The sequence below is a fragment of the Nocardia barduliensis genome, from assembly GCF_013315795.1.
GTDB classification, from domain to species: Bacteria; Actinomycetota; Actinomycetes; order Mycobacteriales; family Mycobacteriaceae; genus Nocardia; species Nocardia barduliensis.
The window spans coordinates 1-16,140 of the sequence record NZ_JABLTE010000085.1 but is presented as its reverse complement, the minus strand read 5'-3'; the positions used below and the strand labels follow the sequence as shown (position 1 = coordinate 16,140).

The window sequence follows — 16,140 nt, the reverse complement described above, 5'->3', positions numbered from 1 at the left end:
TATATACCAGCTACATTACTCTCAATGTCGTGGCATGAGTAACACATCAATACCGCGCACTCAGCGAGTGTTCGAGTGATCTCAGGAGTGATCAGCCATGCAACTTGTAACTGGAGCCGATACTGACCGGCTGTCCGCGTGGTATGTCGGGCAACAGTCGTGGACGTTGCCGTGGATGCAGGGCAGGACGGTGGACACCCTGGCCGCGAATGCGGCTGTTCATGCGGGTGAGGCACTACAGGCTGCGCCTCCACCCGGCGATCCCCGCTGGAGAGATATCCGCTTCGGTGCTGACGCGCTGGGGCTGACCGTCCATGAACTCGCGGTTGTACTGGGTGTCACCTGCACCATTCCTGATCTCCCACCGCGTCGTGCGCGGATCTGGCTACCGGGCGAGCGGAGGTGAGCGCGGGTGTTGTCGAACGCGGACCGAGAACCGTCGTTGATGTACGGGTACCTGCGCAAGGAACTGCTCGGTGACCACCAGAGCGATGTCGAACATCGACTGCGGGATCTGGCTGGGCTGAACGGGTTCAATATCGCGGCCCTCTTCTGCGAGACGGGCGCGGGGACCGGTGCGTTGTGGCAGTTGATGCGGGCCATCGAATCGACCGGTGCCCGCGATGTCGCCGTTCCGTCCGAAGCGCATTTGACTGCGGGCCGTAGTCAGCAGCGGACGAAGTTCCTCCACGATCTCGATGCCGTCGACGGCTTGCGTGTGTGGTGTTTGGACCTGAGCAACCGGTCGGTTGTGCTGAGCGGATTTCGCCGCAGCGTCGTCCTGCCGCGTGAGCGCACGTTGGCTCGACTCCTGCTGCGGACCGGTTCGGTGACTGTAGTGGAGGAGGCCCGCATGGACATCCTCAATACCCTGTCGAGAGCCAGGCTGCGGCACATGGTCGACGACGTCGAACACTTCGTGCTATCTGCTCTGTCCGACTTCATACCCGCAGACAGCGGCGGCAATCCGCCGATCTTCGCCGATCTCACAGCCACGCTGCCGAATCTGACCGAGTCGATCGTTCTGACGGTGTGGCTGTTGCTTCGGGGCCCGGCGTTGGAGGTGCAGGTTCTTCGGTCGCCGATGCTTTCTCTCGAACCGATCGGTCCCGACGTACTTGGCCCGGCAGCGGCTGGCCGACGCTCGCTACGCGGGGGCGCCCGAATCTCTTGGATCCGGCTGCCGATCGAGCCTGGTCAGTCACCGCTGGCGGCGGGGCGAGCATCATGAGGCGGGCATTGGGGATCGTCCGTCGCGATATCGCGGGGGTGGCGGCCGAAACGGTGGCTGCGGGGATCAGGGCGCTGGCGCGCGTGCACCGCATCCAGCTGGACGAGATCGTGTTTCGCGACTCCAGCGAAGGCTTGGTCCGGCTGCTCGCGAATCTGCCCGACTCGGTCGATTTGGTGATGATTCCGTCGGAAGCCCACTTGGGCGCGTGGATTCCCGCCGCCCGGCGCACAGCTGAGGTGTGGTCGGTCGATCGGGGCGTGTGCTGGCCCCAGGGTGAAGGCAGGACGCGGTTGATATCGCGCCCCGATCGCCTGCGGGAGATCCGATGACATCTCTCGCGGGCCACACGGAGTATCCGCTATCGGTCGACTTGGTCCGCCTCGTTCGCGAGGCCGGTTGCGACACATCGGAATCCGGTGTCGTCGTCGAGCATCGAATGCGCGGCGTCGTTGAATGCCGACGGTTCGCCTCGGTCGAAGGGGCTGGTGAAGGCACTGCCTTTGAGTTCGTACCGGCCGCTGGTGGTTTCGGTGGCGGTCCATTCCCAGGTGTTGTCGACGAGGTCGTATACACCGAATGGACTGACACCGCTGGCGTAGGTCGCGACAGGGGTTGTCGTGCCAGGGCCGGAACCGCGAATATTGCATTTGGCTGGGGTCGGTTGGTTTCCCCAGGGCCAGACGTTGCCGCGGGTACCTCGAGCAGCTTTCTCCCACTGCTGGCTGGTCGGCAGGGACTTCTGGGCCCATCGGGCATAGGTGGCGGCGTCGTCCCGGCTCACCCAGACCACCGGGTGATCGGCGATCTCACGGGCCGGAGCCGGACCGCCCCAGTGGTGGGGTGCGGAATACCCTTGGGCCGCCACAAATCTCGCGTAATCCGCGTTGGTGGTCGGGAAGACATCGATCCAGTACCCAGCCACCCATACGGGTTGGTCCTGTGGCCCCGCGAGGTAGATCCCTTCGGGAATCCAGGTCATGAGCTTGCCGTCAGCGGGATGGCGGGTGTCGGTGCGTTGCTCAGGTACGTCGGTATCGCGGGCGTCGCTGAGGACGGCCGGGGATATCGCTTCGACGAACCGGGTCAGTTCGTCGCTGCCCAGCCGCGCCAGGATGGTGTCGAGTGCTGCTTGGTTGACCGGGCGGGGGCGGATGTTCTTGCCGCCGGCCTCCCAGCGGGAGATCAGCCGAGGATTGACGCCGATGTGTGCGGCGAATTCGGTGATACTCATTCGCCGTGCGTCTCGCAGTGCGCGCGCTTCGGCGCCGGTCCAGCTGCGGACCACGATGCCCATCGCCTGTGTGCTCCCTTCCCCGAGCGGTGGGTTCCGAGCCTAGTCACAATAGTGGCGCAAAGCAGGTCAGATGCGTTGCGGGGGAATGGATTCGTACTCTGTCCGGAGCCTGGCGATCATCTCATGGTCGACGGGCAGGTCGACGTTGTCGATGCGGGCGATGGCGCGAACGCCGACCGCTGCGTTGGTCGCGACCGCGCCGTCGACATGCGGCAGTTCGGCCAGCGTGATGGGTTTGACGACGACGTCCTCATCGAGGGTCTGGCTGAGCAGGCGCATCGTGATGCCGGGAAGTACCTCGGCCTGCGGCCAGATCAGCTGGCCATCGGAGATCACACCGATATTGGAGGTCGCGATCTCGGTGATGGTCCCATCGGCCAGGGTGAACAGGACGTCATCAGCGCCATCGCGTTGCGCGAGGCGACGCTGGTAGAGACTGCCGAACAACCCGACATGCTTGGTTTTGGGCAGGTCGCGGGTGTAGACGGCCGACCGCAAAGTCAGCGGGGCCTGCGGGACGGCGGGAGCCTCCCGCGAGGTGACGAGGATCTGCGGGTCGGCGTCGGCTCCAGGTTTGCCGAGCCCGAGGTGCGGGTCGAACACAGTGACGCGAACAACCACCGGAGACGCCGTGTCCGGCAGCGCGTGACGGATGAGTTCGCGTACCCGGTCGGGGTCGAGCTCGGTGTCGAACACGGTGCGGCAGTCGCGGATGAGTCGGTCCATGTGCTGGCTGAGTCCGCGAACAGCGTGGTTCTCGACCCGCATGGACGTGAAGTGCCCGTACCCGACCAAACCCAATGCAGCGAGATCGGACTCGGTGATCGGCGACCCGTTGAGTTCCATGGGGCCAGTCTGTCATCGACCGGCCTGCCTGGAAGCAGCGCTGGGTGCTCAACGTCAGCGAAACGTCAGTGCAACGCCGTGAAGCGACAGTTCCGGCCAAGCGCCCGCACACCGATTCTGAGGTTCATGGAAACCACCGAGGGCAGGGCCGGGTTCGGTGCCCGGCCAGGCCGCTCGATACATGCGCAAGGGGTTCAGTGATGACCGACGATCTGCCGCAGCGTAATCCAGGAGCGACGTTGCCCACGCATTTCGAGCGGCTGGGCGAGGCGCTGGCAACGGTCATCGTCGCCCGAGACGAGTCCGGCGGCCCGCTAGCGCGGTCGTTCTCGTGCGACGAGGCGACGATGCGACGGGTCGCTGAGCAATTACCGCTATGGACCGGCGACCCTGCGGCCGATTGATCCGCCATGGAGCGCCGCCTGGTCGTTGACTTCGACATCCCGGGAGTGCCGGTACAGCACTACCGAGCAGAGCGGTGTGCCGCAGAGGCATTCGCCGCCGAAGCAACACGACAGGGACTGGCGCGTGTGACGGTCGACGATCTGGCGACCGACGAGATGAAACAACTTCCGTACCAGCGGCTTTTCCTACCCAGCAGAAGGGACGACCACACTGATGGACTCGATACGAGCACCGATGCGGCCTGGCATGCGGCCGATGGACCGCATGCCCGCCATTATCTGCACTGATGTCGGGCACGACCCGGACGATTTGCTGGCGCTCATCCTCGCTGCGGCGGCGCTGCCGCTGCGGCTGGTGGTGACCAGTGACGAATTCGGCGGCGGTCAACGCGCAAGGCTGGCGCGGTTCCTGCTGAACTTGTGCGGGCGAACCGGGGTCGTGGTGGTCGCCGGCGCGGAAATCGAGGGCGCGCAAGCGCGATGGGTGTGCGACGGTCTGGTGCCCGCCGGATTCCCGCCAGTCTCGGCGCCGGTGACCGGGTCGGTAATCGACGCCGTGCGCGCGGTGCTGGGCGAGACCGGGCGTGCGGCGTGGATCGGTCAGGGACCGATGAGCAACCTGGCCCACCTCTACGCCGACGCACCGGGGTTGGCGCGGCGGCTGACGATCATGCAGATGGGCGGCGGCTTCGCCCATCTGTACAGACGGCCCGATCGTGCCTCGCACAACCTGCGCATGGACCCCGCAAGCGCCCGGACGGTGCTGACCGCGCCCGATCTGGACGTAGCCTTGGTGACCTCCGATGTCACCTTCACCCCCGAGACCGCGATCGACGCGGACAGCGAGGTGTATCAGCTGCTCGCGGCGGCCAACGCGCCGAAGTGGGCGAAACTCGTCGCTGCGGGCTACGACCGATGGTTCGCCGGGGAACGTTCCGCGTCGATGGCGGCCGACCCGCTGACCGTGACCGCTGCGGCCGGGATGGGCTTCGTCGAGTTCGCCACCCATCACGTGACGGTGGCGCCGGACGCGCGCATGTACGACAACCCCGACGGTGTGGCCCTGTCCATGTCGGTGGCGGCGGACTATGCGGCGTTTCGGGCGTGGGTCACCACGGTGGTGCAGCATGCTCTCGAGGTCGGGATGCGATACGACCCCGCCTTGATCGGGCATAAGCCGGGGAACACCCGACCCGTGGCCACCGGGCACGCCATGCCGATCGGTACCCGGTAATGGCCGACAGCCTGGTGCGAGGGCACCTGAACCCGGCCACCTTGACACACACCCAATCCAATATCGGCGACTGCTTCGCCGACCCCGGCGCACTGACCTACGGCCAGGCCCTGCATGCCCAGACGCTGCACCAGTACTGCTCACCGAGCTGCGGTGTCCGCAACCGAATCGATGAACAGCTCGGGACTGCGGCCAGTGAAATCGGAGAGGCGAGCTCAGATGACTAGTCCCCGTCGCGCAGACAATGAGGCGATCGTGCTCGATCCGTCTCAGGCACACAGCGGACGCATTCACGACGTCCTGTTGGGTGCGGGCAAAGACGCCTATCTGGTGGACCTCGAGGCCGGTCACAAGCTGATCACCCACTCCCGCGCCTTTCTGGTCGCGGCCCGCGCGACACGTTTGTGGCTGCTGCGGGCCGTGCGGTACCTGGCAAGTGAACAGCTGGTACGGCAGTTCGTCGAACTCGGCAGCGGCTACCCATGCTCGCCGAACCTGCACGAGGTAGCCCGCAACTGCGCGCCGACCGCACGCATGGTCTACGTCGATCACGACCCGGTGGTCGCCGCCCACGGCCGAGTATTTCTCGCCGACGAACAAACTGAATTCGTCCACGCCGATCTGAGCGACACCGACGCCCTCGTCACCGAGATCACCGCTGCCATGGATCCGAGCGAGCCGATCGCGGTGTGTCTGTCGTTCGTCGCCGAATTCCTGCCCGACCCGGGCATGGTCGTGGACGCGGTCACGACCATGCTGCCGAGCGGCTCGTTCCTGGCACTCAGCCATATCACACGTGACGCTGATCCCGGCCCCGTCGACCGCGCGGCCGATATCTACACCGGATTCGGCATCGAATTCCGTTCTCGCAGTCGCGACGAGGTCGCGGCACTGCTGGCCGGCTATGACCTCGTCGAACCTGGGCTGGTTGCGCCACACCGTTGGTGGTCACCCCACGACGTCGACCAGCGTCGTGCCCGCAACCTCGGCTGGGAGCCGCCGCAGGCCGACGACCTGTGTTGCCGCGCCGCCGTCGGGCGACTGCGATGACGAGGTGAGCCCCGGCGAACGCCAACCCAAATGAGCATCAAATGTGCTGATGGACAAGGAGATCCGTAACCATGATCGAGGCGGGGAGACAGATGAACGAATCCGGCGCGGATCGCGTCGCGAAGTTGTCCGAAGCCCTGGAACGCACCGATCTGGACAAGGTCCGGTCGTGGGGCCAGATGGTAGCCAGCCGACTACGGCGCGGCGGGCGAGTGCTAGCCGTCGGAAATGGTGGAAGCGCCGCGCAGGCGCAGCACCTGGTTGCTGAGTTGGTGGGCCGGTTCGAGACGGAGCGCAACCCACTCGCTGCGCTCGCGCTCACCACTGACTCCGCGGTGGTGACTGCGATCGGCAACGACTACGGCTTCGACCAGTTGTATGCCCGGCAGGTCCGTGCACACGGTCGGGAGGGCGATGTGTTGATCGCGATTTCCACTTCCGGGTGCAGCACGAACGTGATCGCTGCCGCCACAGAGGCGAACGAGCTAGGGATGCTCACCTTCGCCTTGACCGGTCCCGCTGACAGCGTATTGGCGCGAGTATGCGACGAGGTGGTGTCAGTCGATTCGTCGGCGACCTCAACCATTCAAGAATGCCACCTTCTGATCGCGCACGAACTGTGTGCGGCGGTCGATGCGGCTTTGGCATCCGCCCCGTCGACGTCGCAGCCGACCGAAGCAGAGACCGCCGAGTCCGTCCCGCCGCCGACGGTTGAGCACGCTCGGCGCCTGGTGATTGTCGGTGACGTGCTGGCCGACTGTGACTGGTGCGGTGAGGTCACGCGGGTATCGCCGGAAGCGCCAGTGCCGGTGCTCAGCGCGGTGTCACGGCAGTGGCGACCAGGCGGGGCAGGCTTGGCCGCGATCCTTGCCGCCCACGATGGCTGCGAGGTCACGCTGGTGACCGCGATCGGCGCCGACGAGCCCGGCCTGCGGATTCTCAGCGACCTCACCGAGGCGGGGGTGTCGGTGATCGATCTGGGCATCGAGGCGCCGACCCCGGTGAAGATCCGGATGCGGGCACGCGGACAGACCCTGGTCATGGTCGACGACTCCGATCCGGCGGTGCCGGTGGGCGATCCGCCCCCAGAGGTCGCGCACGCCCTTGTCGAGGCACAAGGCGTACTCGTCGCCGACTACGGGCGCGGGGTAGCCGCCCAACCACGACTGCGAGTACTGCTGGCCACCGTGGCGCGGCGTGTGCCGGTGGTGTGGGATCCCCATCGTCACGGCCCGGCACCGACCGACGGGGTGAGCGTCATCGTCCCGAATGCGGAGGAAGCCGATCTGCTCACCGCCGAGGACGGAGCGGCCGGCGACCTCGACAGCGATGTCCGCCGGGCGCGCAGCCTTCGATCACGATGGCGATGCCAGTACGCGGTGGTCACCCGAGGCGCCGATGGCGCTGTCCTGGTCGGCGCCGACACCGATCCCGCGCACGTATTCCCGGCCCCACGCCGGGAGCAAGGCGATACCTGCGGGGCGGGTGATCGGTTCGCCGTGAGGCTGCTCGGTGAACTGATCGGTAATCGCACAATGTCGACAGCTGTGCAACGCGCCGTCACAGCGGCGGCCGACTACGTCGCCGGGCAACGCGCTACGGCGGGCAACCACCCGCGACCGGATGGCGCGGGTGACGGGTTCGCTGTGGCCGATCGGGTGCACGCAGCCGGTGGCCGGGTGGTGGCCACCGGCGGCTGTTTCGATGTGCTGCACGACGGGCACCGACAGCTGCTGGAGGCCGCTCGCGCCATGGGCGACTGCTTGATCGTGCTGCTCAACAGCGACGCGTCGGTGGCCAATTTGAAGGGACCGAACCGGCCGCTGGTACCGCAAGCGCAGCGGGCGGCGATGCTGACAGCATTCTCCTTCGTCGACGCGGTGCTGGTGTTCGACGAGGACACCCCGGCTGCGCTGTTGGAAAGGTTGCGTCCGCATGTGTGGGTCAAAGGCGGCGACTACGGAGCGACCGAACTACCCGAAACGGCCGTGGTGCAACGTCATGGCGGCCAAGTTGTCGTCGGCCCGTACCTGGAAGGGGTGTCGACGAGCGAGCTGATCGAACGCGCTGTCGCCGGGCGGGTGATGCAGCCATGACCCGCTCCGTGCTGGTCACCGGGACGGCCGGGTTCATCGGCGGGCATGTTGCCACCGGTCTGCATGCGGCCGGGTGGACGGTGACCGGAGTCGACCAGAATCCCGCGGCTACGGCGTGGCCGTGGGAATCGATCACCGTGGACGCTGCCGACCCAGCTGTGCTGGCTCGGATCGCTGGAGGGGAGTTCGCGGTGGTCGTGCACCAGGCAGCGGTCAGCGACACCCTCGCCGCAGATGACGAGCGGTTGCGGTGGGCCAACGCCACGGTGCCGCTGCGGCTGGCTCGCGCATGCACCGACTCCGGGACACGACTGGTGTATGCCTCCTCGGGCAGCGTGTACGGCGTGGTGCCGCACGGGGCGTCGTCCCGCGAATCCGACACCGAGGATCGTGGGCGCTGCTCGGGCCCCCTGAATTGTTACGCGAAATCCAAACTCGTCCTGGATCAGTCGATGCTGCGCCGCGCGGCGGTGTTCGGCCTGGATTGCGTGGGGTTGCGCTACACGAACGTCTTCGGTCCCGGCGAGGAATCCAAAAGCTCGATGGCCTCGATTCTGTGGCAGATCGTCACGGCCGTGGCGGCGCGGCGGCCGGTCCGGTTGTTCGACGACACCTTGACCGCCGCGCGGGACTACCTGCCGGTGCAGGTGCTGGTGTCGACGCTGGTGCGGCTGCTCGATACCCCGCAGGTCGCAGGCGTCTACAACCTCGGTTCCGGGACCGCGATCCGGTTCGAGACCTTGCTGGGCTGGTGTACGGAGTGGGCGGGCGCACCGGTGCCGCTGGTGGGGGTGCCGAACCCGATCCGTGACCGCTACCAGTACTGGACGTGCGCCGATATGCGGCGACTGCGCGCCGCGTTGCCTGGCCTGGAGCCGGTGGACACCGAGGTGATCCACCGGTACGCCCGCGACCTGTTCGACCACGCCCGCGCCGAAACCTTCGGCGTCGGCGAGCTTGTGAAGTCCCTGTGATCGGAGGAAACGCAATGTCTACCAGCACAACCGGCGTGCTCGCTGGCGAGAAGGCGCTACGCCACCGGCTCACGGCCTTGTCGCGGTCGCTGCGCGAGGTGACCGCGGTCGAGCACCTCCAAGAGCCGCGGTACATCAGCTACGACACCGTCCGCGATGCCGACGGCACCACCTACGGCCGCAAGAAGGCGATCCTGATGTCGGGCGGCTGTTCGGTGCCGACCTGCACCATGTGTCCGTTCACCAACTACAACAACTTCGGCCTGCACGGCGCGAACCCCCGGGGCTTGCGCGAGCAGGTCGCCACGCTGCTGGCACGCACCGATGACGAGCCGGACTACGACATGCTCGCCCTCTACAACGACGGGTCGTTCTTCGCCCGCCGCGAGGTACCGGCCGAGGTCCAGCTCGATATCGCCCGCCGCGTCGCGGTCACTGGTGTGCGCCGCCTGGTCGTCGAAAGCCTGCCCCAATTCCTCACGCCCGAGACCCTGGCACCTTTCGTCGAGGCCCTCGGCGATGTCGAGCTCGAGGTGGGAATCGGGTTGCAATCGGCCGACCGGCTGGTCCGCGAAACCCTGGTCAACACCCGAATCACCCGTGAGTCGTTCGAAGACGCGGTGGCGTTGATGCAGGCACACCACGTAATTCCCAAGGTGTACCTGATGATCAAGCCCCCGTTCCTCACCGACGGCGAGGCCATCACCGACGTGATCTCCTCCACCGAGTACGTGGCCTCGCTCGGCATCGGCGGAGTCACCGTGTGCCCGACGAGGCTGGCACCGAACACCGTGGCGTGGTGGCTCTACCAACGCGGGCACTACCAGGCGCCGAACCTGTGGACCGTCGTCGACGCCGTGCGCGGCGCGCACGCCAAAGCGGCGGTGCGGGTGGCCTGTATCAACATGCGCGGCACAGACTTCGACTCGGTGTACCCGGACTCCTGCGAGCGCTGCGCGAACGGCATCGTCGACGGGCTGGTGTCCTACAGCGTCACCGGTGACCTCGCCGATTTGCCCGTCACCTGCGACTGCCGGCCTGACATACGAGCGGTCGACCTCGACCATGACGCGATCCTTGCCCGCACCGCGGCATCCCTCGACGTCGGCGAGGCCACCCCGTGAAACCGCCACCTACCATCGCCGAACCACCACCAGGGTCGCACCTGCCGCAGATTCTGGCTGCTGCGCACGCTCGGCATGGCCCCGTCTTTGGTGTCGGCTCAACGACGGGGCCGCCGACGGTGTTCTGCATCGGGCCGGACTCGGTGCGGGAGATGTTCGACCAGGAACGCGCAGGCACGCTGAGGGTGTACAACACTGCGGCGGTGCAGGCGCTGTTCCGCAGAGCGGTGTTCACCCTCCACGGTGCCGAACACCTGCGGGCGCGCAGTTTCCTGTCGACCGGGTTGCGCCACGGTGCGGTCACCGCCTACCTGCCGACAATCGGCGCTATTGCGCACCGCCATGTCGCCCAATGGGCCACCCTGCCGACCATCGAGCTCTATCAGGCGGCGCGCGACTACACGATGGCAGTGTGCCTGGCCGCGATCATCGGCCTGGCCGTCGACGACCCCATCGCACAGCGGGTGCCGGACCTGTTCGACCGATTCGTCGCCGGAACCGAACTCCCACCGACCCGCACGACCGGCAGCGACCCGGCATACGCCGCCGCACTCGCCGCCGCCGAGGAACTGCGCGCCCTGCTCGAATCGCCCGCAGTGCGCATAGAGGGCAGGGCCGAGTCGGTGACCTCGAAGCTGGTCGCCGCCGGTCACGCCCCGGGCGGAAGCTTGGCTGATCATCTGCTGGCCCTGCTGATCGCCGCGCGAGAAACCACCGCCAGCCTGGTTACCTGGTTGCTGGTCGAGTGCGCGCTCGACGACCAGCTCGCCACCGCGCTCACCGCTGAAGCCCGCAGTCTGGTCGAGAACCCGTTGCAGGTGCTCCAGCACGGCGCTATCCCGCAGTTGCGGCACGTGCTGACCGAGTGCACCCGAGTCCATACACCCAACACGATCGCGACCCGGCGGGCCACTACGCCGGTGACGCTCGGCGGCTATCTGGTCCCAGCAGGCTGGCACGTCGCCTACAGCGCTCCCGTCACCCACCTTCTACCGCAGGAATATCCGGACCCGGAAGCGTTTTGCCCGCAACGCTTTCGCAGTGCCGAGGGCAGGCGCCGCGCCGCGGGGCTGCTCGCGTTCGGACGCGGCCCGCACGCCTGTGCAGGTCGCGGGTTCGCCGAGGCCACGACACTGTTGCTGGCGGCGGCTGTGCTGGCCGAACACTGGATCGACCTGCCGGCCCGACGACCAGAGGTCGGCCGATTCCAGCCGGTCCGGGCGCCAGCGGGGCCGGTCGAAGCCCGCATACGCACAAGGGAGGTGGCTGGCCGGTGAACATCGACGACATCGTCGACCGGCTCGCCCGGTTCGAAACCGCGACAGCAGCCCGGCTTCATCTGATCGCCAGCGAGAACCAGATGCCCGCCGACGCCCGGCTGCCGTATGTGAGCGCTGCCGCCGTCCGCTACTGCTTCGGCAGCGCCGAGGACACGCACTGGGCGTGGCCTGGACGCGACGAACTCGCCGAGCTGGAATCGGTAGCGGCCCACGCCATCGGAGAACTCCTCGGCGCCCAGCATGTGAACACCAAACCCGTCTCGGGATTGTCGGCGATGACGGTGGCGCTCTCGGCGCTGGCCGGGCCGGCACACACCGTGCTCAGCCTCGCCGAAGCCGATGGCGGTCACGGCTCGACACAGTTCGTCGCACACAGGTTCGGGTTGAACTGGCAGCCCCTGCCCGTCGACCCAGCCACTATGGGCGTCGACCTCGAGCTGCTGGCCTCCCAGGCCCGCCGGACCAGCGGGCCCGTGCTGGTGTACCTCGACTCGTTCATGGCGTTGTTCCCCCATGACATCGCCGGCATCCGGGCCGCGGTCGGCGAGGACGCGGTGATCCATTACGACGGCTCGCACACCCTCGGCCTGATCGCGGGCGGCGCGTTCCAGAACCCCCTAACCGAAGGCGCCGACAGCCTCGGTGGCAGCGTCCACAAGACCTGGCCCGGTCCGGTCGGCAAGGGCATCGTGGCCACCAACGATCCGAACCTCGCCCACCAGATCGACACCCACGCCGCCGGATGGATATCGCACCATCACCCCGCCGACGTCGCCGCGCTGGCGATCTCGACGGCATGGATGACCGCCCATGCCACCCACTACGCGACCGCGACCGTCACCCACGCCCGCCGCCTGGCTTACGCCCTCGCTGCAGAGGGGTTCACCGTGTGCGCGGCCGACCACGGATACACCCGATCACACCAGGTGTGGATCGACATCGCTCCCACGTGCCCGGCTGATACTGCCTCACGGCTGCTGTATGAGGCCAGGATCGTCGTCAACGCCATCCCGTTGCCCTACCTGCCCGAGCCCGGCCTGCGGCTGGGAGCACAGGAACTGACCTTCGCCGGTCTCGACGCCGCGGGTTTCGACGAACTCGCCGCGCTCATGGCGCGCGTACTCATCCACCGCGATCACCCTGAACAGGTCGCCCGCAACGTCGCAGACCTGCGCATCCGCTACGGCATCGGCGACGCCGCTGCGGCCGACCATACGGCGCAGGAGGTGCTGCGCCGAGCGTGGCGGCAGGAAGAGAGGACTTCATGAACGCCACTGATCTGCCACTGACCACCAGCGACTTCTTCTGGCGACCCGACTGTCGTCATTTCATCGGCGGCCTGCCGTGCAAGCACTGGCGTCCTTGCCCAGGGTGCACACTGTATGACCCGGTGACCCACCGCATCCTGATCGTGATGCTCAAACGGATGGGCGACATGCTCATCGCCTCCCCACTACCGGCCCGCATCAAAGCCGAACACCCCGGCGCACACATCACCTGGCTCGTCGGCGCCGAATCCGCCCCCATCGTGGAGATGATCCCGCACGTCGACCGCGTCCTGACCTGGGAGACCGAGACCGCCCACACAGTGCTCGCCGAACACTACGACGCCGTCTACAGCTTCGAACGCCACCCCGCCGTGGCCGGGCTCGTGCCCCGGATCAGCGCCGAGCACCACGCCGGCCTCGCCTACGGCGGCGAGAACAACAGCCTCTATCCGATCGGCACAGCGGCCCGGCACTTCTTCGCCATGAACACCTGGAACGACTTCCGCACCAGCGGAAACAGTAAGACGTGGACCGAGCTGTACTTCGAGGTCGCCGGCTACATCTACACCGGCGAGCCCTACCAGCTGTCGGTGCCGGACGCGGCCAAAGCCCGCGTCGCCGCGCGGCTAGGTACCAGCGGCGGCTGGGTCTGCCTTAACGTCGGCGGCTCCAAGACGACCAAGCTGTGGCCCACCGGTCACTGGGCCGACCTCGGGCGGCGACTGCTCGGCGACGGGCACCGGCTGGTCATCACCGGCGGCCCCGCCGACGCCCGCACCTGCCACCAGCTGTTACGAGAACTGGACACCGGAGTGGGCCGAGTGCGTCACGACGCCATGACCCTGCAGGAATTCGCCGCGGTCCCGGACTTCTGCGACGCGATGGTGACCGGCGACAGCCTCGGATTCCACCTCGCCCTCGCCTACGACCTGCCGGTGGTGCTGCTCCTGGGCCCGAGCAACGGCGCCGAAGTCATCCCCAAACACGCCGACAATGTCACCGCGCTGCGGTCGACTCTGCCGTGCTCCCCGTGCGCACACCGGGTCACCTGCGGCGGGATCGGCGGCTGCATGGACACCATCACGGTCGCCGACGTCCATGGCGCGGTCCGCAACTCACTGTCCACAGCCGCCGTGCGGGAGGGCTGACCGCGTGGGATACGTGCTCGGGCTCGGCGGCCCCTACCATCACGACGCCTCCGCCTGCCTCGTCGCCGACGGCCAACCCGTCGCGTTCGCCGAAGAGGAACGGTTCTCCCGAATCAAGCATCACCGCGATTCCCGCTCGGCCGCCTCCTCGGCCGCATGGTGCCTGGCCCAGGCCGGAATCCGGTGCGGTGATATCGACGAGATCGCGGTGGCCTGGAACCCGTACTGGCCGAACCCCGCCGATGAGATCACCGACCCAGACCTAATCGCTGAACTCCTCGGACCGCTCGGCACCGGCCCGGAAAGACCACGTCGACTGACCATCGTCGGCCACCACCTCGCCCATGCCGCCAGCGCCTTCTACCCCGCAGGTGTCGCCGACGCCGCGGTCATCGTGGTCGACGGCTCCGGCGACGGTGTCTCCACCAGCATCCATCACGGAACCCGAGCCGGTCTGCGATGCCTGCGAACCTTCCCGTTCACACAATCACTGGGCTGGTTCTACCAATTCGCCACCGAACACGCCGGGCTCGGCGACTGGACCCACGCAGGCAAACTGATGGGCCTGGCCGCCTACGGAAAACCGACCATCGACCTGAACTTCCTGCACCCCACCCGCGACGGCTACCACCTCGACCTCACCCCCTACGGCCTCGCACCCGAGGCCGACCACACCGCCGGCTACACCGACCTCACCTACTACCGAGCCCTGCGCCACGCCTACCGCAAGGCATTCACCGACGCCGGAATCCCGCGCCAAGCACCAAGATCGGACGACGCCCACCAAAGCCTCGCCGCCGACCTCGCAGCATCGGCCCAATTCCTGCTGCAACGCTGCCTGATCAGCGTCGTCTCCACCGCTCTGGAGGAAACCGGCGCGACCGCGCTGTGTCTGGCCGGCGGTGTTGGGCTCAACTGCACCACCAACGGCATCCTCGCCCGCACCCCCGACACCGACACCTTGTTCGTGCAACCGGCCGCCGGTGATGCCGGATGCGCTCTCGGCGCAGCCCTGGAAGTCGCGCACCGCCGCGGTGACCACACAGTGCCCGGTCCTCGCCAAGCACACGCCTTCTTGGGTCCGGCCTACGACAACCACGCCATCGAGACCGCCCTGCACGATGCCGGCGCGAACTTCACCACCCCACCCGATATCGCCGCGACCGCCGCCCGCCTGATAGCCGAGGGCAAGGTCATCGGCTGGCACCAGGGCCGCGCCGAAGCCGGTCCACGGGCACTCGGTGCCCGCAGCATCCTCGCCGACCCCCGCACCACCAGACTGCGCGACCGCATCAACCGCGACATCAAACACCGCGAACTCTGGCGGCCCCTCGCACCGAGCATGCTCGACCCGACCGGCTGGACCACCACACCCGACGGCCCGGCAGAATTCATGATCGTCGCCCACGAGGCCACACCCCGAGCACGCCAACAGATCCCCGGCGTCGTCCACGCCGACGGCACACTGCGCCCACAACACGTCGACCCCGCACACCAACCGGAATACGCCCGACTCCTGCACGCCCTCGAAGCCGAGACCGGGATCGGCGTCGTATTGAACACCAGCTACAACGGCCCCGGCGAACCGATCGTCGACACCCCAGCCGACGCACTCGCCAGCGGCGCCCGACTCGGCCTGGACGCCCTCGTGATCGGCGACTACCTCGTCACCACACCACCATCGGCACCCACCCATCAACAGCACCGACCACCGAGAAAAGGATCATGACCAGCGTGACCGACACCGACTCGATTGCCCTCACAGACCGAGTCCGCGCCCGCTACGGCGACGCGGTACACATCGGCGCCGACTGCGACATCGCCGACGACGTCGACTTCGTCGTCGACACCGACGCCACCATCACCATCGGTGACCGTGTCAGCATTCGCCGCGGCACGACCCTGCAAGCCAACACCGGCGGACACATCACCATCGGCGACGACACCGCCCTCGGCGAGAACGTCGTCCTGTCCGCCATGACCCGCATCCACATCGGACGCGGCGCAGGAATCTCCAACATGGTCGACATCCACGACCACAACCACCGCGCCCGCACCCCCGACACCCTCACCCCGGGTGAGCCCATCACCCCGTGGGCCAGCGGATTCGACACCGCTCCAGTCACCATCGAGCCCGGCGCGATCGTCGCGAACAAAGTCTCGATCACCGCCGGCGTCACCATCGGCC

Annotated in this window: 17 protein-coding genes and 1 pseudogene; 16 read left to right on the top strand and 2 right to left on the bottom strand. The window is 67.3% G+C overall.

Features of this window, described 5'->3' with window-relative positions; all coding sequences use genetic code 11:
• The first annotated feature begins 415 nt into the window (after positions 1-415).
• Both HOV91_RS28730 and HOV91_RS28725 read left to right on the top strand, forming a co-directional pair.
• Positions 416-1,231, top strand: coding sequence for a hypothetical protein (locus HOV91_RS28730; protein ID WP_138456834.1), 816 nt, complete (start codon positions 416-418; stop codon positions 1,229-1,231).
• On the top strand, positions 1,228-1,563 hold the full coding sequence (locus HOV91_RS28725) for a hypothetical protein (protein WP_157112997.1): 336 nt from the start codon (positions 1,228-1,230) through the stop codon (positions 1,561-1,563). The genes HOV91_RS28730 and HOV91_RS28725 overlap by 4 nt, the downstream gene beginning before the upstream one ends.
• Before the next feature lie 29 nt (positions 1,564-1,592).
• Here HOV91_RS28725 and HOV91_RS28720 read toward each other — a convergent pair whose 3' ends face one another.
• Positions 1,593-2,528: an SUMF1/EgtB/PvdO family nonheme iron enzyme gene (locus HOV91_RS28720; RefSeq protein WP_082393299.1), complete on the bottom strand. Its 936-nt coding sequence runs from the start codon at positions 2,526-2,528 to the stop codon at positions 1,593-1,595.
• Between the two features lie 66 nt (positions 2,529-2,594).
• Entirely contained in the window at positions 2,595-3,374 is a 780-nt protein-coding gene (locus tag HOV91_RS28715; protein ID WP_043737908.1) for an aminotransferase class IV family protein, read from the bottom strand.
• A 200-nt stretch (positions 3,375-3,574) separates the two neighbouring features.
• Here HOV91_RS28715 and HOV91_RS28710 point away from each other — a divergent pair, with 200 nt between their 5' ends.
• From HOV91_RS28710 to HOV91_RS28650, 14 genes and pseudogenes are all read left to right on the top strand, one after another.
• A complete protein-coding gene (locus HOV91_RS28710) occupies positions 3,575-3,778 on the top strand; it encodes a hypothetical protein (RefSeq protein WP_043737910.1) in 204 nt (67 codons plus the stop codon).
• 6 nt (positions 3,779-3,784) lie between these two features.
• Positions 3,785-4,066 carry a hypothetical protein gene (locus HOV91_RS28705; protein WP_068048176.1) on the top strand — a complete coding sequence of 94 codons (282 nt, stop codon included), beginning with the start codon at positions 3,785-3,787 and terminating at the stop codon, positions 4,064-4,066.
• On the top strand, positions 4,044-5,012 hold the full coding sequence (locus HOV91_RS28700; protein ID WP_157227750.1) for a nucleoside hydrolase: 969 nt from the start codon (positions 4,044-4,046) through the stop codon (positions 5,010-5,012). The genes HOV91_RS28705 and HOV91_RS28700 overlap by 23 nt, the downstream gene beginning before the upstream one ends.
• Positions 5,012-5,239 (top strand): hypothetical protein, encoded by a 228-nt coding sequence (locus tag HOV91_RS28695; RefSeq protein ID WP_043737912.1) that lies wholly within the window; start codon positions 5,012-5,014, stop codon positions 5,237-5,239. The genes HOV91_RS28700 and HOV91_RS28695 overlap by 1 nt, the downstream gene beginning before the upstream one ends.
• Before the next feature lie 28 nt (positions 5,240-5,267).
• Positions 5,268-6,062, top strand: coding sequence for an SAM-dependent methyltransferase (locus HOV91_RS28690; RefSeq protein ID WP_054814843.1), 795 nt, complete (start codon positions 5,268-5,270; stop codon positions 6,060-6,062).
• A gap of 92 nt (positions 6,063-6,154) precedes the next feature.
• A pseudogene (locus HOV91_RS41280) lies at positions 6,155-6,697 on the top strand (D-sedoheptulose-7-phosphate isomerase); the annotation flags it as partial.
• A 96-nt stretch (positions 6,698-6,793) separates the two neighbouring features.
• Positions 6,794-8,158 carry a PfkB family carbohydrate kinase gene (locus HOV91_RS40180; RefSeq protein WP_232111129.1) on the top strand — a complete coding sequence of 455 codons (1,365 nt, stop codon included), beginning with the start codon at positions 6,794-6,796 and terminating at the stop codon, positions 8,156-8,158.
• Positions 8,155-9,132, top strand: a complete 978-nt coding sequence (locus HOV91_RS28680; RefSeq protein WP_043736640.1) for an NAD-dependent epimerase/dehydratase family protein — start codon at positions 8,155-8,157, stop codon at positions 9,130-9,132. Before HOV91_RS40180 ends, HOV91_RS28680 begins: the two co-directional genes overlap by 4 nt.
• Positions 9,133-9,146: 14 nt before the next feature.
• Positions 9,147-10,256, top strand: coding sequence for a hypothetical protein (locus HOV91_RS28675; RefSeq protein ID WP_138456835.1), 1,110 nt, complete (start codon positions 9,147-9,149; stop codon positions 10,254-10,256).
• A gap of 152 nt (positions 10,257-10,408) precedes the next feature.
• Complete coding sequence (locus HOV91_RS28670) at positions 10,409-11,533, top strand: cytochrome P450 (RefSeq protein WP_138456836.1); 1,125 nt, start codon at positions 10,409-10,411, stop codon at positions 11,531-11,533.
• On the top strand, positions 11,530-12,804 hold the full coding sequence (locus HOV91_RS28665; protein WP_051047262.1) for a PLP-dependent aminotransferase family protein: 1,275 nt from the start codon (positions 11,530-11,532) through the stop codon (positions 12,802-12,804). The genes HOV91_RS28670 and HOV91_RS28665 overlap by 4 nt, the downstream gene beginning before the upstream one ends.
• Positions 12,801-13,952 carry a glycosyltransferase family 9 protein gene (locus HOV91_RS28660; protein ID WP_043736645.1) on the top strand — a complete coding sequence of 384 codons (1,152 nt, stop codon included), beginning with the start codon at positions 12,801-12,803 and terminating at the stop codon, positions 13,950-13,952. The genes HOV91_RS28665 and HOV91_RS28660 overlap by 4 nt, the downstream gene beginning before the upstream one ends.
• A 4-nt stretch (positions 13,953-13,956) precedes the next feature.
• Positions 13,957-15,681 (top strand): carbamoyltransferase family protein, encoded by a 1,725-nt coding sequence (locus tag HOV91_RS28655; RefSeq protein ID WP_051047263.1) that lies wholly within the window; start codon positions 13,957-13,959, stop codon positions 15,679-15,681.
• The coding region (locus HOV91_RS28650; RefSeq protein ID WP_438822701.1) for an acyltransferase at positions 15,678-16,140 on the top strand (463 nt) is incomplete at its 3' end. The genes HOV91_RS28655 and HOV91_RS28650, both read left to right, overlap by 4 nt.

What these genes read in the sequence shown, in the direction of transcription:
- HOV91_RS28710 (WP_043737910.1), top strand. Translation starts at nt 3,575, where the DNA reads ATGACCGACGATCTGCCGCAGCGTAATCCAGGAGCGACGTTGCCCACG.
- HOV91_RS28675 (WP_138456835.1), top strand. Translation starts at nt 9,147, where the DNA reads ATGTCTACCAGCACAACCGGCGTGCTCGCTGGCGAGAAGGCGCTACGC.
- HOV91_RS28670 (WP_138456836.1), top strand. Translation starts at nt 10,409, where the DNA reads ATGTTCGACCAGGAACGCGCAGGCACGCTGAGGGTGTACAACACTGCG.
- HOV91_RS28700 (WP_157227750.1), top strand. Translation starts at nt 4,044, where the DNA reads ATGCCCGCCATTATCTGCACTGATGTCGGGCACGACCCGGACGATTTG.
- HOV91_RS28725 (WP_157112997.1), top strand. Translation starts at nt 1,228, where the DNA reads ATGAGGCGGGCATTGGGGATCGTCCGTCGCGATATCGCGGGGGTGGCG.
- HOV91_RS28705 (WP_068048176.1), top strand. Translation starts at nt 3,785, where the DNA reads ATGGAGCGCCGCCTGGTCGTTGACTTCGACATCCCGGGAGTGCCGGTA.
- HOV91_RS28660 (WP_043736645.1), top strand. Translation starts at nt 12,801, where the DNA reads ATGAACGCCACTGATCTGCCACTGACCACCAGCGACTTCTTCTGGCGA.
- HOV91_RS28680 (WP_043736640.1), top strand. Translation starts at nt 8,155, where the DNA reads ATGACCCGCTCCGTGCTGGTCACCGGGACGGCCGGGTTCATCGGCGGG.
- HOV91_RS28695 (WP_043737912.1), top strand. Translation starts at nt 5,012, where the DNA reads ATGGCCGACAGCCTGGTGCGAGGGCACCTGAACCCGGCCACCTTGACA.
- HOV91_RS28715 (WP_043737908.1), bottom strand. Translation starts at nt 3,374, where the DNA reads ATGGAACTCAACGGGTCGCCGATCACCGAGTCCGATCTCGCTGCATTG.
- HOV91_RS28720 (WP_082393299.1), bottom strand. Translation starts at nt 2,528, where the DNA reads ATGGGCATCGTGGTCCGCAGCTGGACCGGCGCCGAAGCGCGCGCACTG.